The sequence below is a fragment of the Micrococcus sp. HMSC067E09 genome (genome assembly GCF_001812555.1).
In the GTDB taxonomy this organism is placed as follows: Bacteria; Actinomycetota; Actinomycetes; order Actinomycetales; family Micrococcaceae; genus Micrococcus; species Micrococcus lylae.
The window spans coordinates 21,525-39,504 of the sequence record NZ_KV809429.1 but is presented as its reverse complement, the minus strand read 5'-3'; the positions used below and the strand labels follow the sequence as shown (position 1 = coordinate 39,504).

The following is a 17,980-nucleotide window of genomic DNA, read 5'->3' as shown; positions in this document are numbered from 1 at the left end:
GAGGACTCACCGTCTGGGCTCGCCAACTGGTGAGGACTCACCCTCTCGTGCGGCGCTGACGGGGAGGATGACGGTGTGTCCTCACCAGTAGGCAACGGGGTCGGCCGACGAAGCCACATCCGGGGCGGCTCAGGACATCTCGGCGACCCGTGCCCGGATGACGGGGAGGACGTTCTCGAGCCCGTTCCTCAGGTCGGCCGCCGTCACCTTCACCACCCGCCACCCATGGAGCTCGCACCAGCGGTCCCGAGCGACGTCGCGCTCCTGCTGTTCCTTCGTGCGGTGGTGCTTGCCCTCGTACTGGATGACGATCTTCCACCGCCGGTAGGCCAGGTCCACGGTCGGTCCGGCGCGGCCGTGGTCGTCCTTGAGCACGACCGCCACCTCCGGCGCCGGGAGTCCCGCGTCCACCAGTGCGAGTCTGGTCCGCGTCTCCTGGGGTGAGCCGACGGCCTCACGCATCAGCTCCACCACCTCCCGGGCCCGACGGATTCCGCGGAAGCGACCGATCTGCTCCAAGACCGCGATCAGGTCACGCCTTTCGACCCGGACCTCAGCAAGGCCGAACCCCTCGACCCACTCCTGCGGCATGAGCGAGTCGGCGATCACCACCAGGTCTTCCAGGGACAGGCCCGACGTCGGAACGCAGAGGTCCCACAGCGTGCGGATGGGGGAGGTGCAGCGCAGGCCGTGCCGGATCACGAGGTGGGAGGGGTCCACCGTGCGGCGGCGGGTGACCACTCCGGGCCGATCGACCCGATGCGCCAGCGAAGTCGTGAGGTGCAGGTCCGTCGACTGCTCGGCCCACCGTGGCAGGGGCAGCCCATGCAGCTGAGCGGCGGATAGGTCCGTGACCACCACGTCGAGGCGATCTCGTTGCAGGGCCGCGGCGACATCCCGGTCCCAGGGGAGTATGGGACCGGTCGTGCGTTCTGCCGCGAGCGGGTCGTGAGCGGCGTCATCTCCGGTGAGGTCTCGGGTGTCCGAACCGTTCGGTCGGTGTCGGTACAGGGCCCGACCGAGTCGCTCGATGTCCGATGCCCGTACCCTGTGTCGGGCCCGATCACCGAAGACGTCGGCGAGCTCGTCCATGGTGAAGACGGCTCCGTCCAGGTGCGGAGGCAGTGGGCGCGGCGGTGTGGGCATGGCTCCACCCTGCCGGTCGGTCCGTCGGCGTGGAGGCGGCACGAGGAATCTGTGGACAACGCCTGCCGGCGCGCGGTGCGACAACGTCCTCCCCGCACACCCGCGTCATGCCGGTCCGTGACCTCCGACGCGCGGACAACTGGTGAGGACACGCCGTCATTCGACGTCGAAGTCGGGGGCGAGCCGGTGTGTCCTCACCAGTAAGCGAGCAGGCTGGCCCGCCCCGACCAGTAAGCGAGCAGGCCGGCCCGCCCCGACCAGTAAGCCAGCAGGCCGGCCCGCCCCGACCAGTAAGCGAGCAGGCCGGGCCGCCGAGCTCAGCCCTTCCGGCGCTCGGCGGCCCGGGCGAGCTCGCGCACGGTGCCGACCTCGCGGGCGATGCGCGACTGCAGGTCCGTCTCGGTCAGCGTCTCGGATCCGCCGCGGGCACGCAGGTAGAGCAGGGTGGTCCAGCGGGCGCGACGCCACTTCAGCTCGGCGGTCGGGTCGTTCGTCTGCAGGGCGCGGGCGATCTCACGGTCGTAGAGCTGGGGCTCGTTGAGCTGGCGCTGCCGGACCTCGAGGACCTTGGCCGCGCGGCCGGGCTCGTTGGGGACCTCGTCGGCCTCGAGCAGACGCTTGCCGAGGTTGGCGGCGGTGATGTGGTCGCCCTCCTCACGCAGGATCTGGGAGGCCAGGCCCAGGCCTGCCTGGATGGACTTCCAGCGGCCCACGGCGCCGTCCCAGGGCAGGTTGGTCAGCAGGCCGAGGGCCTGCAGGGCGCCCTCGTTGTCCTCGTGCAGCAGGTAGAGGCGCTCGGCCACGCCGAGGACGTCCTCGAGGTGCGCGCCGGAGCGCAGGTTCAGCCCGTGGGACAGCCGGGCGCAGGTGGCGGTGAGCTCCACGTCGTCCAGGTGGCGCTTGCCCACCCCGACGATCCGGGCCTCCGGCGTCCCCGCGTCCGTGGCGGAGAAGCTGGTGTCCAGCTGCGGCTGCTGGTCCGCGCGGTCGGTGCGCACGCGGATGACGGAACCGTAGGCGATCTTCACCTCGCGGCCGTCCTCGAGCGTGGCCACCACCAGGGCCGGGGTGCCGAAGTCGTCCCGCATGGTGCGCAGGGACGCCACGGGCGGCGCGGTCTGCCCGCGGCGGGTGAGGAACATGTCGCCAGGGCTGACGTCCTGGGCCTTGAGATGACGCAGATAGGCGCCGGCGGTGGTGGCCATGTCAGCGGCCCCATCCCACGTGGGCGAGCGCCTGGCGGACTAGGTTCTCGCGGCCGCCGATGAACTCGGACTGGATCTCGTCGCTGAGCGCCTCCTCCGGTGTGAGCCAGGTCAGTTCGAGCGCGTCCTGCCGGGGGTCGCACTCACCGGTCACGGGCACCACGTACACCAGGGAGACGGCGTGCTGGCGGTCGTCCGTCAGGCCGGTCTCGGACGGGGCGGGGAAGTATTCGGCCACGGCGCACGGCTGCAGGGACGGCGGCAGCTGCGGCAGTGCCATGGGGCCGAGGTCCTTCTCCAGATGGCGCATCAGGGCGCCGCGCACGGTCTCCCGGTACATGACCCGGCCGGAGACGAACGTGCGCTCGAACTGTCCGGTCTCGTCGGCCACGTACAGCAGGCCGATCTCCGTGACGTAGCCGAGGGCGTCCAGGCGCACCGGGATGGCCTCGACGTAGACCATGGGCAGGCGACGGCGGGCCTCGTACAGGTCCTCCTCGTTCAGCCAGCCCGGATTCGGGTCAGGGGTGCGCACGGTGCTCATGCCACTGTTCTACCCGAACCGCCGGACACGGTCACTTCCGCAGTATCCGAATCCGCGTCCGGCGAACCGTCCTCCACAGGCGCTTTCCGACGACGCTGCCCCACCTCCGGCGGGGACGTCGCCTCCGTCGCGGCTCACCACTTGGCGCGGAAGTACTGCCGGGCCATCGGCACCTGCTCCTCGGGGACGTCCAGCTCGAGGGCGGCGGCGGTCGGCCAGTTCGGGTTCGCCAGGGCGGCGCGCCCCACGCAGACGGCGTCGGCGCGGCCGGCGGTCACCACGTCCGCCACCTCCTGCGCGCCGGTGAGCGAGCCGACGGCGGAGACGACGATCCCCTCGGTGCCCTCCTTCACAGCCGTGGCCAGCGGCACCTGGTAGCCGGGTCCCTTGGGGCCCTTGTAGGTGTCGCCGATGCCGGCCGAGGACAGGTCGAACCAGTGGACCTGTCCCTGCAGCTCCTGGGCGAGGCGGACGGTCTCCTCGATGCTCCAGCCGTCCTCGCGCCAGTCCGATCCGGAGATGCGGATGCCGAGGATCTTGTCCGCCGGCCAGACCTCGCGCACGGCGGCCACGATCTCCTTGAGGAAGCGGGTGCGGCCCTCGTAGTCCCCGCCGTACTCGTCGGTGCGGGTGTTGGTCAGCGGGGAGAGGAACTGGTGGATCAGGTAGCCGTGGGCGGCATGCAGCTGCACGGCACCGAACCCGGCGCGGTCGGCGCGCTCGGCGGCGTCGGCGAAGGCCTGGACGGTCTCGCGGATCTCGTCCACCTGCATCGCGTGGGTGCGGATCTCCATCGAGTTCGTGGGCACACCGGAGGGGGAGAGGGTCTCCCAGGAGTCGGGGCCCTCGAGGATCGGCTGTCCGGCCGGGACGCCCGGGTGCATGGGGACGGTGGAGGCCTTCGCCCCGGCGTGGCCGAGCTGGATGGCCGGCACGGCGCCGAGCTCGGCGATCTCGTCGCAGATCGGGGCCCAGGCCTGCGCCTGCTCGTCGTTCCAGAGGCCGGTGTCCCACGGGGAGATGCGGCCCTCCGGGGTCACGGCGGTCGCCTCGGCCACCACCATGCCGAAGCCGCCGGCCGCCCGTGCGGCGAGGTGTTGGAACTGCCAGCCGTGGGGGACGCCGTCGCGGGCCTCGCAGGAGTACTGGCACATCGGCGGCAGGATCAGGCGGTTGCGCAGGCGCACCCCGTTGATCTCGATCGGCTCGAACAGGGTGGGCGGGGTGACGGTGTCCTCAGCGGTCATGGGACTCACACTACGGCGGGGCGGCTGCGTGCCGGGACGCTGTTCGCTGCCCGCCTACCCTGGTGTCATGCCCTCCTACCGCTGTCGCCTGCAGATCGGAGACCTCCTGCCCGGCCACCGGCCCGAGGAGGTCATGGACGTCGCGGAGGCGGCGCTGTCCGCCACACACCAGGTGGCGGCGAAGGACATCGAGGTGGTGTCCCGGGTGCCGCGGATCGTCCTGCGGATCACCGTGCCGGCCTCCCATCCGCGCGCCGAGGACGCCGAGGCCCGCCGGGCCGCCGTCACCATGGCGGAGGCGGTCGCAGAGGTGGCCGTCACGGGCCGGCTGGACGTGCTCCGTCGGGACGGCGGGCGCTGGATTCCGGTGGGCTGAGGGCCGCTTCATTCCGGTGGGCTGACGCCCGCTTCATTCCGGTGGGCTGACGCCCGATTCCCGACGACGGCCGCCCGTCTCGGGCGGCCGGCCGCCGTCGTCATGCGGTCGCCTCCGTGGAGGTGGCCTGCGGCGTCAGGGCGCCGAGCCGTCAGCGGCGGCGCAGTTCCTTCTCGGCCTGGGTGATGCGGTAGCGGCGGGCGCCGGCGGCCATGATCACCAGGAACGCCGCGAAGATCGCGGGCAGGCCGATCAGCTCGGTCTGCTGGGCGCCCAGCGGTGCCGGGAGCAGCCGGGGTATCGCCAGCCACCCCATGGAGGCGGCGAACAGCAGGGCCACGGACATGCGGCCACGCTCGGTCAGCGCCAGGCGCAGCGCGGCGGCCACGGCCACCAGCAGGCCCGCCAGGCCCCACACCGACGGTGGGACGCCGGGGACGAACACGCCCCAGGCGTGCAGGGACAGGGCGACCATGGTGGGGGCGTACCCCACCAGGAAGCCGGCCAAGGCTCCCACGGTGCCGTCCGTGAAGAACCGCTCCCCTGCGGTGCGGGCGGTGGCGAGGTTGCACCCGCGCAGCGCGGCGGCCACGAACACGAGGGCTCCGAACCAGGCCACCACGGAGATCCCGGCGGGCATCAGGATGGTCAGGGGGAACCAAGCGGCCAGGCACAGCAGGGCGAGACCCACGAGCCAGCCGGTGCCGCGCTGGCGTGCGGCGTAGCCCTGACGTGGGCCCCACTGGTGCAGGGCGTACAGGCCGACCAGCGCGAACAGCAGCGGCCACGTCAGCACGTGGAGGAACAGCGGGGAGAGCACGGTGGTGCGCATGCCGTACAGGCCGTCATGGGCGGTCAGGTAGCCGCCGGAGCCGGGCAGATCGATGCCGAGCCGGCCGAGCAGCCCGATGCCCCAGGCCCCGGCCAGCATGAACACGGCCGCTGCTGCGGTCACGAACAGCTGGCGAGCGCGGTCCCCGCCATGGGCGCGGCCCTTCGGCTCCCGCACCGGCAGGTTGTACGGCGCGATGTAGGGGGCACGCTCGCCGTCCTGCTCGGGGTCCGGACGTCGGGCGGAGGCGGCCTCGACGGCACGGGCCTTGTTGGCCAGCCGGTCGCGGCGGCGCCACTCGGGCAGCACGGCCATCGCGCGCTCGACGAGCTCGTCGTCCGAGACGCGCTCGCCCACGTCCGCGAGCATCGGACGCGCCTCCGGGCCGGGGACGGACAGGGAACCGTCCAGCCGGTGCGCGGCGAGATGCAGGGCGCGGGTCTCGCGCTCCTGGTGCAGGCGGAGGCGCTCGGCCTCTTCGGCCTCGAGGCGGGCCTCCTCGGCGATCAGCCGGTCCTCCCAGCCGCGGGCGCGGGCCAGGGACGCGGCGGCGTAGGCACCCGCCCAGCGGCGGGCGCGGGCCCTCTCGGCGGCCAGCGCCTCGGCGGCCGCACGGGCCGCGGCCTCGCGCTCCTTGCGGCGGCGCTCGGCCTCCTCCGCGGCGAGACGGCGGCGCTCGGCCTCCTCGGCCTCACGTCTTCTGTCCCGCTCACGCTCCCACTCCTCTTCGCGGGCGCGGCGCTCGGCCTGGATGCGGGCTCGCTCGGCGGCTGCGGCGGCCTCGCGCTCGCGGCGGGCCGCCTCCTCGTTCTTGCGGCGCTCGGCCTCCGCGGCGGCGGCCGCCTTCTGGTCCTTCTTGGCGCGCCTGCGACGCTCTGCCTCCGCCTCCCGGCGGCGCTTGAGCTCGGCCTTGCGCTGCTCGGCCACGGCGGCGGCACGGCGCCGGCGGGCGGTCTCCTCGAGCCACTCCTGGGAGGCCTGGCGGCGGCGCTCCTCCTCCTGCGCGGCGGCGAGAGCGGCTGCGGCCTCCGTCTCGGCCTGACGCCGGCGGGCGTCCTCGATCGCGGAGGCGCGGGCCTCGGCCTCGGTCTGGACCGACTGCTGCTCCGCGGCACGGCGGGCCTGCTCGGCCTCCCAACGGGCCTGGCGGCGCTGCTCGGAGGCCGTCTGGCGCTCGCGCAGGGCGGCCAGGCGGTTCGCCTCCTCCTCGTCCTCGCGGGCGCGGGCGGCGGCCTCAAGCCGGGTCCACTCCTCGGCGCGGCGGCGTGCGGTCTCTGCGGCGTCGGCACGCCGACGCGCGGCCTCCTGGTGGCGCCTCTCCTCGGCCGCACGGCGCTTCTGCTCGGCTTGGGCGAGCTTCTCCGGGTCGGTCCCCTGCGGGATCAGGCGGCTGACCGGCGCGGCCAGCGGGGCGGTGAACCGCTCGATCGGCAGAGTCGGGCTGCCCAGGGAGTCGAGCACCTCGGACAGGCCCCGACGCTCGCGGGGCTCACGCTCGGCCCGCGGCGTGCTCTCGGCAAGGGCCGCGTCGATCTCCGCCTGGCGCTGCCGCTCGAGCGCGGCCTGGCGCAGCCGCTCGATGTCCAGCGCGCGCTGGCGGGTCTGCTCCATCAGCTGGGCGCGCCGCTCGTCGTCCGCGGCGCGGCGCTCCTCCAGGCGGCGCTCCTCCGCCGCACGCAGGGCCTCCGCCTCGGTCTCGCGGCGGTGGCGCTCCTGGAGGTCCCGGCGTTCGGCCGCCTCCTCGACGGCGGCGAGCTCTTCGGCCCGGCGCGCTGCGGCGGCACGCGCCTGCTCGCGACGGGCGGCGGCCTGGGCCTCGGCCTTCTCGGCAGCAGCACGACGCCGGGCCTCGGCGGCCTTGGTCTTCTCCGGGTCCTGGACGGCCGGGAACAGGCGCGCCGCTGCGGCGTCCAGAGGCTTCGCCAGGCGGTTCAGGCGCGGGCTGCCGAGGGAGTCGAGGACGTCCGAGACGTCCCGACGGCGGCGCTCGCGGCGGGCCTTCGTCTCCGTGGTGTCCGTGGGCATCACCTCGCCGGAGAGGTACCGGCGGTGCTGCCTGAGCTCTTTCCGGGAGAGGCCTCCGGGGGCCGCCAGGGCCCGACGGGGACGGGCGCGGCGCGGCTGCTGAGGTGCCGGCGTCTCCTCGTCCGGGCTGTCCTGACCGTCCTGCGGGCGCGGGGCGTCGTCGGCGACGGACGCGGACGAGGCGACGGAGCCGTCGTCGGGAAGACGGAGCGGAGCGGACTCCGGGGAAGCCTCGGAGGGCTCCTGCGTGGCGCTCTCTGCCGCGGGGCGCGACGAGGTGCGGCGGCGGGCGCGCAGACGCTCCAGGGCGGCAGAGGACTCGGACTGGCGGTTCGGGTCCACGCTCACCCCTTCCCGGACCTGCGGCGGAGCGCCACGATCCCTGCGATCAGTGCTCCAGCAAGGGTACCCAACAGCATGCCGACCAGCGCCGACGCCCACCACGGCAGACCCGTCGCCGTCCCGGTGATCCAGCCCAGGCCCACCATGTAGACCGACCAGACCAACGCACCGAGACCCGAGAACCACAGGAACACGCGCCAGCGGATGCCGCCGATGCCGGCCGCGGCCACCGAGGCGGTGCGGCCGCCGGAGACGAAGCGGAGCACGAACAGCCCGGTCAGTGAGGTCTCCGGGCCGGCCTTCACCAGGAGTCGGCGGATGCCCTGGTGCACGGCACGTCCCCAGCGCCAGCGGTCCAGCAGGTCCGTCAGGCGGTAGCGGAACAGGGCATAGAGGCCGAGGTCGCCGGCCCAGCACCCCAGCCAGGCCGCCAGCACCGAGAGCACCGGGGACAGGGAACCGGCCGAGGCCAGGGCGCCGGAGCCGATCACGAACAGCTCTGAGGGCGTCGGAGGGAAGGGGGCGTCCACGGCGACCAGCAGGGCGGTCACCGGGTGGAACCACCAGCCGAGGGCGTCGAGCAGCTCCTGCGCGCTCACGCGGGACGCTCCTGCAGCTCGAACTCGGAGGTGAAGACACGGTCCCGGCCGGTCACCGGGTCCGTGAAGCGCAGTTCGCGGGCCAGCAGCTGCAGCGGTCGGGCGACGTCGTCCGGCGCGGCGTCCAGCAGGTCCGGGTAGAAGGGGTCGAACGCGATGCCCAGGCCCAGGGCGGCCAGGTGGATGCGCAGCTGGTGGGTGCGGCCCGTGCGCGGATGCAGACGGAAGTGCGCCACCTCGGCGCCGGCCAGCGTCCCGGCAGAGCGGCCCGTGGCCAGCAGCTCCACGTGGGTCTCCGCGTTGGCGCCGGCATGGGAGAGGTTCGACTTCTTCGTCCTCACCTCGGCACCGGCAGCCCGGCCGGAGGCAGAGACGGGGACGTCCTCCACCACGGAGCGCAGGATGCCCTTGTCTTTGCGGATGCGGGAGCGGACGGTCAGGGGGAACCGGTCAAGCACGGGGGCGCCGACGCCGTCCTGCCGCGGTGCGGCCCCGCCGGAGGCGAGGGTCGAGGCCGAGGGGAGGGGGCCGTCGTCGGGAAGGCGGTCCAGGGTGCCGGGCGGCAGTGCGGAGACGGCCTCGTAGACCTTGCGGGCGCGGCGGCGTTCGAAGAGCAGGTGGTAGGCGCCGCGGGTGGCGGGGTTCGCGGAGAACATGACCACGCCGGCGGTGGCGCGGTCCAGGCGGTGCAGGGGGACCAGGTCGTCCAGGCCGAGCTCGTTGCGCAGGCGCACCAGGGCGGTCTCCTGGATGAACCGGCCGCCGGGGGTGGTGGGCAGAAAGTGCGGCTTGTCGATCACCACGAGGTGCTCGTCCCGGTGCAGGAGACGGTGCCGCACCGGCAGCGGCTCCTCCTGCGGCAAGTCCCGGTAGTACCAGATGAACTCGTGGACGCCGAGGGGCGTGGCGGCGGTCAGCGCTGTGCCGTCCGCGGCCACCACCTCGCCGCGGGCGAAGCGGCCGCGGATGCCGTCCGGGTCCACGTGGCCGAAGCGGGAGACCAGATGCTCCTGCACGGTGCCGGCGGCCTCAGGGCCCGTCATGGGCAGGCGCAGGCGCGTGGCGTTGACGCCCTGGCGGACGGGCAGCGGAGAGGGAAGGGGCACGGTGTCCATCCTCCCAGACGGGCTCAGTGGCCGGTGGTCTCGTCGTCCGAGTCGGCGCAGCGGGTGCTCGGGGTGAGCACGGTGATGTTGCCCGGGCCCGGCTTGCTCTCGCCGGTGCGGCCGGCGGGGATGTGGGCGGCCACGTCGGCGATCACCGCATCCAGGTGGGCGCCCGCGGGCACCACGGCGTCCCCGAGCAGGATGGAGCGGTGCACGGTGGCGCCGGGCTCCACCACCACGCCCGGGCCGAGGACCGACTCGGTGACCGTCCCGTGGACCACGGCGCCGGAGCACACCAGGGATCCGGAGACCTCGGCACCGGGGTGGATGCGCGCCGGCGGCACGGGGCGGTGGTTGGTCAGCAACGGCCAGCCGGGGCGGTCCAGGTCTAAGCCGTTGCCAGCGAGGATCTCCATGTGTGCCTTGTAGTAGGCGTCCAGGGTGCCGATGTCCCGCCAGTAGCCCTCGTGGCGGTATTCGTGGGTCCTGCCGCGGGCCACCAGGGCCGGGACGATCGACTCGCCGTAGTCGCCGAGTGCGCTGCCCTCCGGAGCGTCCTCGTTCTCGGGCCCCTCGCCGGCGGCCGCCTGCTCCCGGGCCTCGGCGATGAGCGAGTCCAGGACCTCATCCAGGGCGTGGACGTCCATGATGAACGCCTCGGTGGCCACCAGCTTCCCCTTCGGGTGGCGGGGCTTGTAGTCGTAGTCGGTGACGCGGTGGTCGGCGTCGACCTGGACCACGCCGAAGCGCGAGGGGTCCTCGTCCGTCTCGGTGGTGATGACGGTCAGCTCGGAGCCGCGCTCATGGTGGGCCGCCAGGGCCGGGCGCAGGTCGATCTGGAAGAGGTGGTCGGCGGAGAGCACCATGACGGTGTCTGCGCCGAAGGCCTTCACCGCGGCGAGTTGCTGGTGCAGGGCGTGGCCGTTGCCCGCGGCGAAGCCTTCCTCGTCCCGGCCCTCGGCCGGAGGCATCAGGCGCAGGCCGTGGCGGGTGCCGTCCAGGTCCCAGGGGCGGCCCATGGCCAGGTGCTGGTTCAGGGTGAACGGGCGGTACTGCTCCACCACCCACACGTCCCGGATCCCGGAGTGGGCCAGGTTGGACATCACCACGTCGATCAGCCGGTACTGGCCGGCCACGGGCACGGCGGGCTTGGCGCGCGCGTCCGTCAGCGGGGCCAGGCGGCTGCCCTTGCCTCCGGCCAACACGAGGGCCACCGTGGCGGTCAACGGGTCCTGCGGGAACGGGTCTGCCATGGTGGCCTCCGTGGGTTCTTCCGGTCATGGGCCTTTCCCATGCGCGAGGTGAACACTAGGAGCCCGCGGATGACACGTAAATGAGAGGGGTCTCCCGCCTGTCCGACACACAGCCCCGGCATATCAAACGCGGGGCAGAAGGTCCGTGGGCGGGGACGGCGGGGCCCGGCCGGACCGGCGTCCGTGGACCTCTCACCGCTGGCAGGTGCGGCACCAGAACAGGCGGCGGGAGTCGTCCTCCGGGGAGCCGAACTCCTCCCGGGCGACCGGTCCGCGGCAGCGCAGGCACCCCTGCCGCTGCCGCCCGTACACCCAGTAGTCGGGGGTGCGCGGCGCTGGCGGGGAGCCCAGGAGCACCTCCACTCCGAAGGGGGCGGCCGGGTTCGGCCTGACCCCGGTGGTCCGCCGAGGGCGTGACGACGACGGCGCGTACGGCGGGCAGTTCGCCTGCAGCAGTCTGCGGTTCAGTTCGATCAGCCCCGCCACGTCCTGGACCTCGCCGATCGGGCGGTGCGGGTCGATCCCGGCCAGCAGCAGCGACTCGCACCGGTAGATGTTGCCGATGCCGGAGACCAGGCGCTGGTCCAGCAGCGCCAGCCCCACGGGCCGGGCGGGGTCCGCGGTGAGGCGGGCGACGGACTCGGCGAGCAGACGGTCGGCGGGGCGCAGGCCGTCTGGGCCGGGTGGGGCGTCCCAGGCCGGATCCAGCACGTCCGGGCCGAGGAAGCCGAGGCGCTGCTGCTCGTCTGCGGTGCGGATCAGCTCCAGCAGGCCCAGCTGGGCCCCGACGAACCGGTGCTCGGCCGTCTCCAGGAGTGCGCGGATCTGCCAGCCGGGAGCGGGCCAGCGGTCGGTCAGGGCGGTGGCGATCCAGCGTCCCTCCATCTTCAGGTGGCTCAGGAGGGTGAGCGGCTCGGCGGCCTCGGCGGCGCGGTCGGCCGGCGGGGTGAGGCGGATCAGCAGGTACTTCGCGCGGGGCTCCACGGCGGCGACCGTCCACCCGGTCAGGTCCGCGGTGGCGTGGGCGGGCACGCGCAGCTCGGCGCGGGTGAGCGCGCGGCCGGCCAGCAGCGGCCGCAGCCGGTGCGCCAGGCGGAAGAGGGAATCGCCTTCGGGCATGGGTCCGAGGCTACCGCTGCGATGAACCCCTCGTTCCGATCCAGAGGCTGCCGGATGTACCCCTCGTTCCGATCCAGAGCCTGCCGGGAGCGCTCTGTTTCGGATCGAGGGTGTCCGGGAGTGGGGCGCTCCGGCGCCTACGCCTTCGTTCCGATCCAGAGCCTGCCAGGAGCGCTCTGTTTCGGATCGAGGGTGTCCGGGAGTGGGGCGCTCCGGCGCCTACGCCTTCGTTCCGATCCAGAGCCTGCCAGGAGCGCTCTGCTTCGGATCGAAGGCTTCCGCATGGGGCAGGCTCACCCCCGGTACCGCAGCCCCGACGGGCTCGAGTAGAACCCGGCGGCCAGCATCGCCTCGGCCAGCGGGGTGCCCAGCAGCGGCCCGCCGTTGAGCTTCTCCAGCGCCAGCTTCTCGGTCTTTGCCTGCCGCAGCGCGTGCACGAGCGCCCCCGCGGCCGCCTGCAACGCCGCCCGATCATCCGAGAAAGCCAGCAGCGTCCGTCCGCCGCGCTCCACGTAGAGCGCCAGCGCGCCCTCGACGAGCACCACGATCGCCCCCGCCTTGCGTCCCGGCCGCTGTCCGGTGGGCGGCACCCCGTCCGGCCCGGCGGGCACGGCCGGCCAGTCCAGGGCCGCACCGTAGGGGTTGGCCGGGTCGGTCGCCGCCAGCGCCCACGCGGCCGGGCCACGCTCCTGCGTCCTGCGCCCGCTTCCCGACGACGGCCCCGCACCCGCCGCGGCCCGCGACGGTCCCAGCGGGCTCACCTCGCCCGCACCCCAGGAGCCTGCCCAGGTATCGGCACCGGCGTCACCGAGCTGCGACACCTCGCCTGAGGCGACGTCGTCCGACGCGGGGGAGGGGCCGTCGCCGTCCTTCTGGAACTGACGGAGCCGGTCCACCACCGCGCCGGTGGAGAACTGGGCGCCGCCGAGGCGGTCCACGAAGTGGCCACGCCGCACCTGCGCGGCCTCCTCCATGCGGGTGAGCAGCCGGTACTGACCGGCGAAGCCGCCGGGGACCTCCTCGGCCACCACGGAACCGCGGGTGATCACGCCGTAGCGGTCCAGCAGCAGCTCGGCGGTGGCGTGGGCGCGCAGGGTCGGGTCCGGCTCCGGGGCCATGAGCAGGGACCAGCGGCCGGCCGCCCGCGCGGTCTGGGCCGCGGACATCCCCGCCAGCCCGGGGGAGAGGTCCTCAAACTGCCCGCGGACGCCGGCGAGACCGGCGTAGCGGCCCCGGCCGCGCACCCCGGCCAGGCGTCCGGACAGCCCGCGGCCGCCCGTGCCGGTGGGACCGAGGCCCCCGCCGAGGCGGGCGGTGCGGGCCCGGGGCGTCTGCCGACCGGTGCGGTGCGCCGTCTTGCCCGCCGACAGCAGGCCGCGGACGGGCGCAAAGGTGTCGTTGCCGACCTTCCCGGACCAGACGAGCTGCCAGAGGGCGTCGAGGACGTCGGGGCCGTTCGCGGCCGGGCGGGCGGCCCGCACGCGCTCGACGAGCGGGCCGAAGAACCAGGCGCCCCCGCCGACGAGGACCTCGAGGACGGCGGCCTGCAGGGCGGTGTGCTCGGGCGCTGCCGCAGGCGTCTCTCCGGTGGACCGGACACCGCCGTCGGAGCCGTCCGCGGGCCTGCCTGCGCCCACGGCCCCGTCCTCCGGCTCGGGCAGACGCAGGGTCAGGTCCGCGGCGTCGGCGGGGTGCAGGGCGACCCAGCCGTCGTTGCCGGTGCCGGGGGCCACCCCGGACCACACGTATTCGCCGGTGGAGAGCAGCTCGTCCAGCATGCTCGGCGTGTAGTCGCGGACGCGGGCCGGCAGCACGTGGGACTCCCAGGCGCTCGCCGGCAGGGGCATGCCGGCCAGCTGGTCCAGCACCACGGCCACCCCGTCCACGCCCTCGAGGGTGGCGGTGCCGGCCCGGCCGGGCCTGGCCCGCAGGTGCTGCCAGTCCGCGAGGAACCGGGCGTATGCGGCCTGGTCCACCGGCTCGACCTCGGCGCGCAGCGCGGCGAGGGAACGCCTGCGGATCCGCCGCAGCACCTCGGCGTCGCACCACTCGGCGTCCGGGCCGGCGGCCCCGGGGGTGCCCTCCGGCCGGAAGGCGCCCTGGGCCACACGGCGCTCGGAGGCCAGCCGCTGCAGCACCGGCACCACCACGGCCGCCCCGAGGCCGAGGGCGAACGCCGCCTCCTCCGCCGTGAACGGGCCGTGCGTGCGGGCGTACCGGGAGACGAGGTCCCCGAGCGGGTCCTCCACCGGGTCCAGGAACGCCACCGGCACGCCCATCGGCAGGGGCACGCCCAGGGCGTCGCGCAGGCGGGCGGCGTCCTCCACCGCGGCGAAGCGCTCCACCCCGCCGTGCCGGAACCGGAACGCGCGCCCGGTGCGGGTCAGCTCGTCCAGGTGGGCCAGAGCGGTCTCCGGGGAGGCCGCTCCACGGCCGTCCTCCGACCTGGCCCCCGCCTCCGGCGAGGCGGGGGGCTCGGGTGGGCGCCCGTCGTCGTGGCCCTCCTCCGGCGCCAAGGCGGCGCCCTCACCCTCCGATGAGACGGCCTCCTCACCCTCCGATGCGACGGCCTCCTCTTCCTCCGGCCGCAGCCGCGCCGCGGCCTCGGCCGGGCTCAGCGGGCCGACCAGCCGCAGCAGGTCCGCCACGCCCTCGAGTCCGCGCACGCGCCTGTCCGGGGAGAGCCGCTGCAGGTCCTGCTCCACGGCGTCGATGACGTCCGCGTCCAGCAGCTCGCGCAGCTGGGCGGTGCCGAGCAGCTCGTTGAGCAGGGCCGGGTCCAGGGACAGGGCGGCGGCCCGCCGCTCGGCCAGGGGCGAGTCGCCCTCGTAGATGAACTGCGCCACGTACCCGAACAGCAGGGACTGCGCGAACGGAGACGGGCTCGGCGTGGTCACCTCCACCATGCGCACCGAGCGGTCGGCGATCCGACCGGCCACGTCCTTCAGCGCCGGCAGGTCGTAGACGTCCTGCAGCACCTCGCGAACGGTCTCCAGGATCACCGGGAAGTCCGGGTGCTTGCGGGCCACGTCCAGCAGCTGCGCCGACCGCTGCCGCTGCTGCCACAGCGGGGTCCGTTTGCCGGGGTTCTGACGCGGCAGCAGCAGGGCGCGGGCGGCGTTCTCCCGGAACCGCGCGGCGAACAGCGCCGAGCCGCCGACCTCTGCGGTGACGATCTCCTCCAGCTCCTCGGCGGTGAACTCGAACAGCTCCGCGCCGGGCGGGTCCCCGTCCATGAGCGGCAGGCGCAGCACGATCCCGTCGTCGGCGGCCATGGCGGCGCCGGAGCTCGTCTCGATCCCGAACCGCTGGTGCAGGCGTGCGCCCACCGCCAGTGCCCAGGGGGCGTGCACGGCCATGCCGAAGGGGGAGTGGAGCACGATCCGCCAGTCGCCCAGCTCGTCCGTGAACCGCTCCACCACCAGCGTCTTCTCGGTGGGCAGCTGTCCGGTGGCCTCGCGCTGCTCACGCAGGTAGGTCAGCAGGTTCTCCTGCGCCCAGTCGTCCAGACCGGCCTCGGCCAGGCGCGTCCCGGCGGTCTCCGGGTCCGCGTCCACGGCACGGCGGAAGGCGCCCACCGCCTCGCCGAGCTCGGCCGGACGCCCGGCGGCGTCGCCGCGCCAGAACGGCAGCCGCCCGGGCTCGCCGTAGGCCGGCAGCACGAGCACCCGGTCCGCGGTGATGTCCACGATCCGCCAGCTGGTCGCCCCCAGCAGGATCACGTCCCCCACACGGGACTCGTAGACCATCTCCTCGTCGAGCTCGCCCACGCGACGCCCGCCGGAGCGGGCGGAACCGGCGTCACCGCGGCCGGAAGCGGACTCGCCGGTGTCCCCGTCGGCCGCACCGGGGGCCCCGGACTCGGCCCCGCCGTCCGAGGCCAGGAACACCCCGAACAGGCCGCGGTCCGGGATGGTGCCGCCGGAGGTCACGGCCAGCCGCTGCGCCCCCGGGCGGGCGGTCAGCGTGCCGGCCTCCCGGTCCCACAGGATGCGCGGGCGCAGCTCGGCGAACTCGTCCGAGGGGTACTTGCCGGCCAGCAGGTCCAGCACGGAGGCGAACGCCGCGTGCGGCAGTGTGGCGAACGGTGCGGCCCGGCGCACCAGGTCGAACCACTCCTCGGCCTCCAGGTCCTGCACCGCCACGGCGGACACGGTGTGCTGGGTCAGGATGTCCAGCGGGTTCGCCGGGATCCGCAGCGCCTCGATCCGCCCGGCCCGCATCCGCTCCGTCACCACCGCGGTGTCCACCAGGTCCCCGCGGTGCTTGGGGAAGAACACGCCGCGGGAGACCTCGCCCACCTGGTGTCCGGCACGGCCCACGCGCTGCAGCCCAGAGGCCACGGACGGCGGCGACTCCACCTGGATCACCTGGTCCACCGCGCCCATGTCGATGCCCAGCTCCAGCGAGCTGGTGGCCACCACGCACCGGATCCGTCCGGTCTTCAGCGCCTCCTCCACGATCGCCCGCTGCTCCTTGGACACCGAGCCGTGGTGCGCACGGGCGAAGTCCGAGACCGTCCCGGAGTCCGCGCCGGCGCCGCCCATCAGCTGCGCGGGTGCGGGCCTCGTGGTCGCCGGGCCCAGCCCGGTCGCCTCGGTCAGGACGTCCCCGAGGCGGACGGGTGCCCGGTCGGCGGACCCGGGCGGGGGGCCGTCGTCGTCCCCCTCATCCCCGACGACGGCACCCGCCTCCGCCTGGGTCCTCGCCGCCTCCTGGCGTGCCTCCCAGATCTCGTTGAGCCGTCCGGTGAGGCGCTCGGCCAGGCGGCGGGAGTTCGCGAAGACCAGGGTGGAGCGTCGCCGGGACACCAGATCCACGATCCGCTCCTCCACATGCGGCCAGATCGAGCCGCCGAGAGGCTCGGAGGCAGCCGCTCCGGCGGTGCCGGCCTGCCCACCCAGCGCATCCGGGGCGCCCGCCGCCCCTCCCTGGGCGGTGCCCGGCTGCGGCGGCAGGGACAGGTCCGTCATGTCCGGCACCGGCACGGTCACGGTGAGGTCCCAGCGCTTCTCGGAGACCGGACGCACCACGTCCACCGGCTGGACGCCGCCGAGGAACCGGGCGACCTCGGAGGCCGGTTCCACCGTGGCGGACAGGCCGATGCGCTGGACGGGCTTGTCCAGCATCGCGTCCAGGCGCTCGAGGGACAGGGCCAGGTGGGCGCCGCGCTTGGTGCCGGCCACCGCGTGGACCTCGTCCACGATCACCGTGCGCACCCCCGCCAGCGCCGAGCGGGCACGCGAGGTGAGCATCAGATACAACGACTCCGGGGTGGTGATGAGGATCTCCGGCGGGTCCTGCACCAGGCGTCGCCGCTCGGCGGCCGGGGTGTCCCCGGAGCGCACGCCCACCCGGATGTCCGGAACCTCCTGACCGGCGTTGCGGGCGGTCTGCGTGATGCCGATCAGCGGGGCGCGCAGATTCCGCTCCACGTCCACGCCGAGCGCCTTCAGCGGAGAGATGTAGAGGACCTTGGTGGGCGCCGCGTCCCCCTCCGCCACGGGCTCGCGGAGGAAGCCGTCCAGGGCCCAGAGGAAGGCGGAGAGGGTCTTGCCGGAGCCGGTCGGGGCGATCACCAGGGCGTTGCGGCCGGAGGACACCGCCTCCCAGGCGCCGAGCTGCGCGGCGGTGGGGGCGGCGAAGGCGCCGGTGAACCAGGTGCGGGTGTGGGCGGTGAACCGGCCGAGGACGGCCTCGGCCTGGGGCTCAGACATGGTGGTACGGCCGTCCTGCGGAGATCTCCTGGGCCCGGTAGACCTGCTCGGCGAGGATCAGACGGACCAGCTGGTGGGGAAAGACCAGTCCGGACAGGGACCACACGCGGTTCGCGCGGGCGTGGACCGTCTCGTCCACCCCGTAGGCGCCCCCGATGACCACAGTGACCGGCCTGCCGGCGTCGAACTGCTGCTGCAGGTGCGCGGCCAGGCCGGGGGAGTCGAAGCCCTTGCCGCGCTCGTCCAGCAGCACCACGTGCTCGGCCGGGGTGATCTTCGCCAGGATGCGCTCGGACTCCTCGGTGCGGGCGGACTCGTCCTGCCGGGAGGAGTGGGGCAGCAGCTGCCACGTGAGGTCGTAGGGCTTCTTCAGACGCCTCTCATACCGGGTGATCCCCTCGGACACCCAGGACTCGTGCTTCTTGCCGACGGCCAACACCTTTACGGACATGCGTCCCATCATGGCACC

12 protein-coding genes are annotated in these 17,980 nt (G+C 74.2%); 1 reads left to right on the top strand and 11 read right to left on the bottom strand.

Annotation, left to right across the window (positions count from 1 at the left end; translation table 11 throughout):
- Nucleotides 1-129: 129 nt before the first annotated feature.
- From HMPREF2863_RS11425 to HMPREF2863_RS03840, 4 genes are all read right to left on the bottom strand, one after another.
- On the bottom strand, nt 130-858 hold the full coding sequence (locus tag HMPREF2863_RS11425; protein WP_135103327.1) for an endonuclease domain-containing protein: 729 nt from the start codon (nt 856-858) through the stop codon (nt 130-132).
- A gap of 605 nt (nt 859-1,463) precedes the next feature.
- A complete protein-coding gene (locus HMPREF2863_RS03850) occupies nt 1,464-2,351 on the bottom strand; it encodes a DUF6707 family protein (protein WP_070638072.1) in 888 nt (295 codons plus the stop codon).
- A 1-nt stretch (nt 2,352) separates the two neighbouring features.
- Nucleotides 2,353-2,895, bottom strand: coding sequence for an NUDIX hydrolase family protein (locus HMPREF2863_RS03845; RefSeq protein WP_067190354.1), 543 nt, complete (start codon nt 2,893-2,895; stop codon nt 2,353-2,355).
- Nucleotides 2,896-3,029: 134 nt separating this feature from the next.
- Nucleotides 3,030-4,142 carry an NADH:flavin oxidoreductase/NADH oxidase gene (locus HMPREF2863_RS03840; protein WP_070638069.1) on the bottom strand — a complete coding sequence of 371 codons (1,113 nt, stop codon included), beginning with the start codon at nt 4,140-4,142 and terminating at the stop codon, nt 3,030-3,032.
- Between the two features lie 67 nt (nt 4,143-4,209).
- Here HMPREF2863_RS03840 and HMPREF2863_RS03835 point away from each other — a divergent pair, with 67 nt between their 5' ends.
- Nucleotides 4,210-4,518: a hypothetical protein gene (locus tag HMPREF2863_RS03835; protein ID WP_070638065.1), complete on the top strand. Its 309-nt coding sequence runs from the start codon at nt 4,210-4,212 to the stop codon at nt 4,516-4,518.
- 151 nt (nt 4,519-4,669) lie between these two features.
- Here the strand turns inward: HMPREF2863_RS03835 and HMPREF2863_RS03830 are convergent, their stop codons facing one another.
- The 7 genes from HMPREF2863_RS03830 to HMPREF2863_RS03800 form a co-directional block, all read right to left on the bottom strand.
- Nucleotides 4,670-7,717, bottom strand: a complete 3,048-nt coding sequence (locus HMPREF2863_RS03830; protein ID WP_070638062.1) for an MFS transporter — start codon at nt 7,715-7,717, stop codon at nt 4,670-4,672.
- A gap of 2 nt (nt 7,718-7,719) precedes the next feature.
- Complete coding sequence (locus tag HMPREF2863_RS03825) at nt 7,720-8,316, bottom strand: DedA family protein (RefSeq protein ID WP_067190346.1); 597 nt, start codon at nt 8,314-8,316, stop codon at nt 7,720-7,722.
- Complete coding sequence (locus tag HMPREF2863_RS03820) at nt 8,313-9,422, bottom strand: pseudouridine synthase (protein ID WP_067190344.1); 1,110 nt, start codon at nt 9,420-9,422, stop codon at nt 8,313-8,315. The genes HMPREF2863_RS03825 and HMPREF2863_RS03820 overlap by 4 nt, the downstream gene beginning before the upstream one ends.
- A gap of 23 nt (nt 9,423-9,445) precedes the next feature.
- Nucleotides 9,446-10,675 (bottom strand): glucose-1-phosphate adenylyltransferase family protein, encoded by a 1,230-nt coding sequence (locus tag HMPREF2863_RS03815; RefSeq protein ID WP_070638059.1) that lies wholly within the window; start codon nt 10,673-10,675, stop codon nt 9,446-9,448.
- Nucleotides 10,676-10,867: 192 nt separating this feature from the next.
- Entirely contained in the window at nt 10,868-11,794 is a 927-nt protein-coding gene (locus HMPREF2863_RS03810) for a DNA-formamidopyrimidine glycosylase family protein (protein ID WP_070638056.1), read from the bottom strand.
- A 293-nt stretch (nt 11,795-12,087) separates the two neighbouring features.
- Nucleotides 12,088-17,511: an Lhr family ATP-dependent helicase gene (locus tag HMPREF2863_RS03805; RefSeq protein ID WP_070638053.1), complete on the bottom strand. Its 5,424-nt coding sequence runs from the start codon at nt 17,509-17,511 to the stop codon at nt 12,088-12,090.
- Entirely contained in the window at nt 17,504-17,962 is a 459-nt protein-coding gene (locus HMPREF2863_RS03800) for a 23S rRNA (pseudouridine(1915)-N(3))-methyltransferase RlmH (RefSeq protein ID WP_193762976.1), read from the bottom strand. Before HMPREF2863_RS03800 ends, HMPREF2863_RS03805 begins: the two co-directional genes overlap by 8 nt.
- Nucleotides 17,963-17,980: the final 18 nt, after the last annotated feature.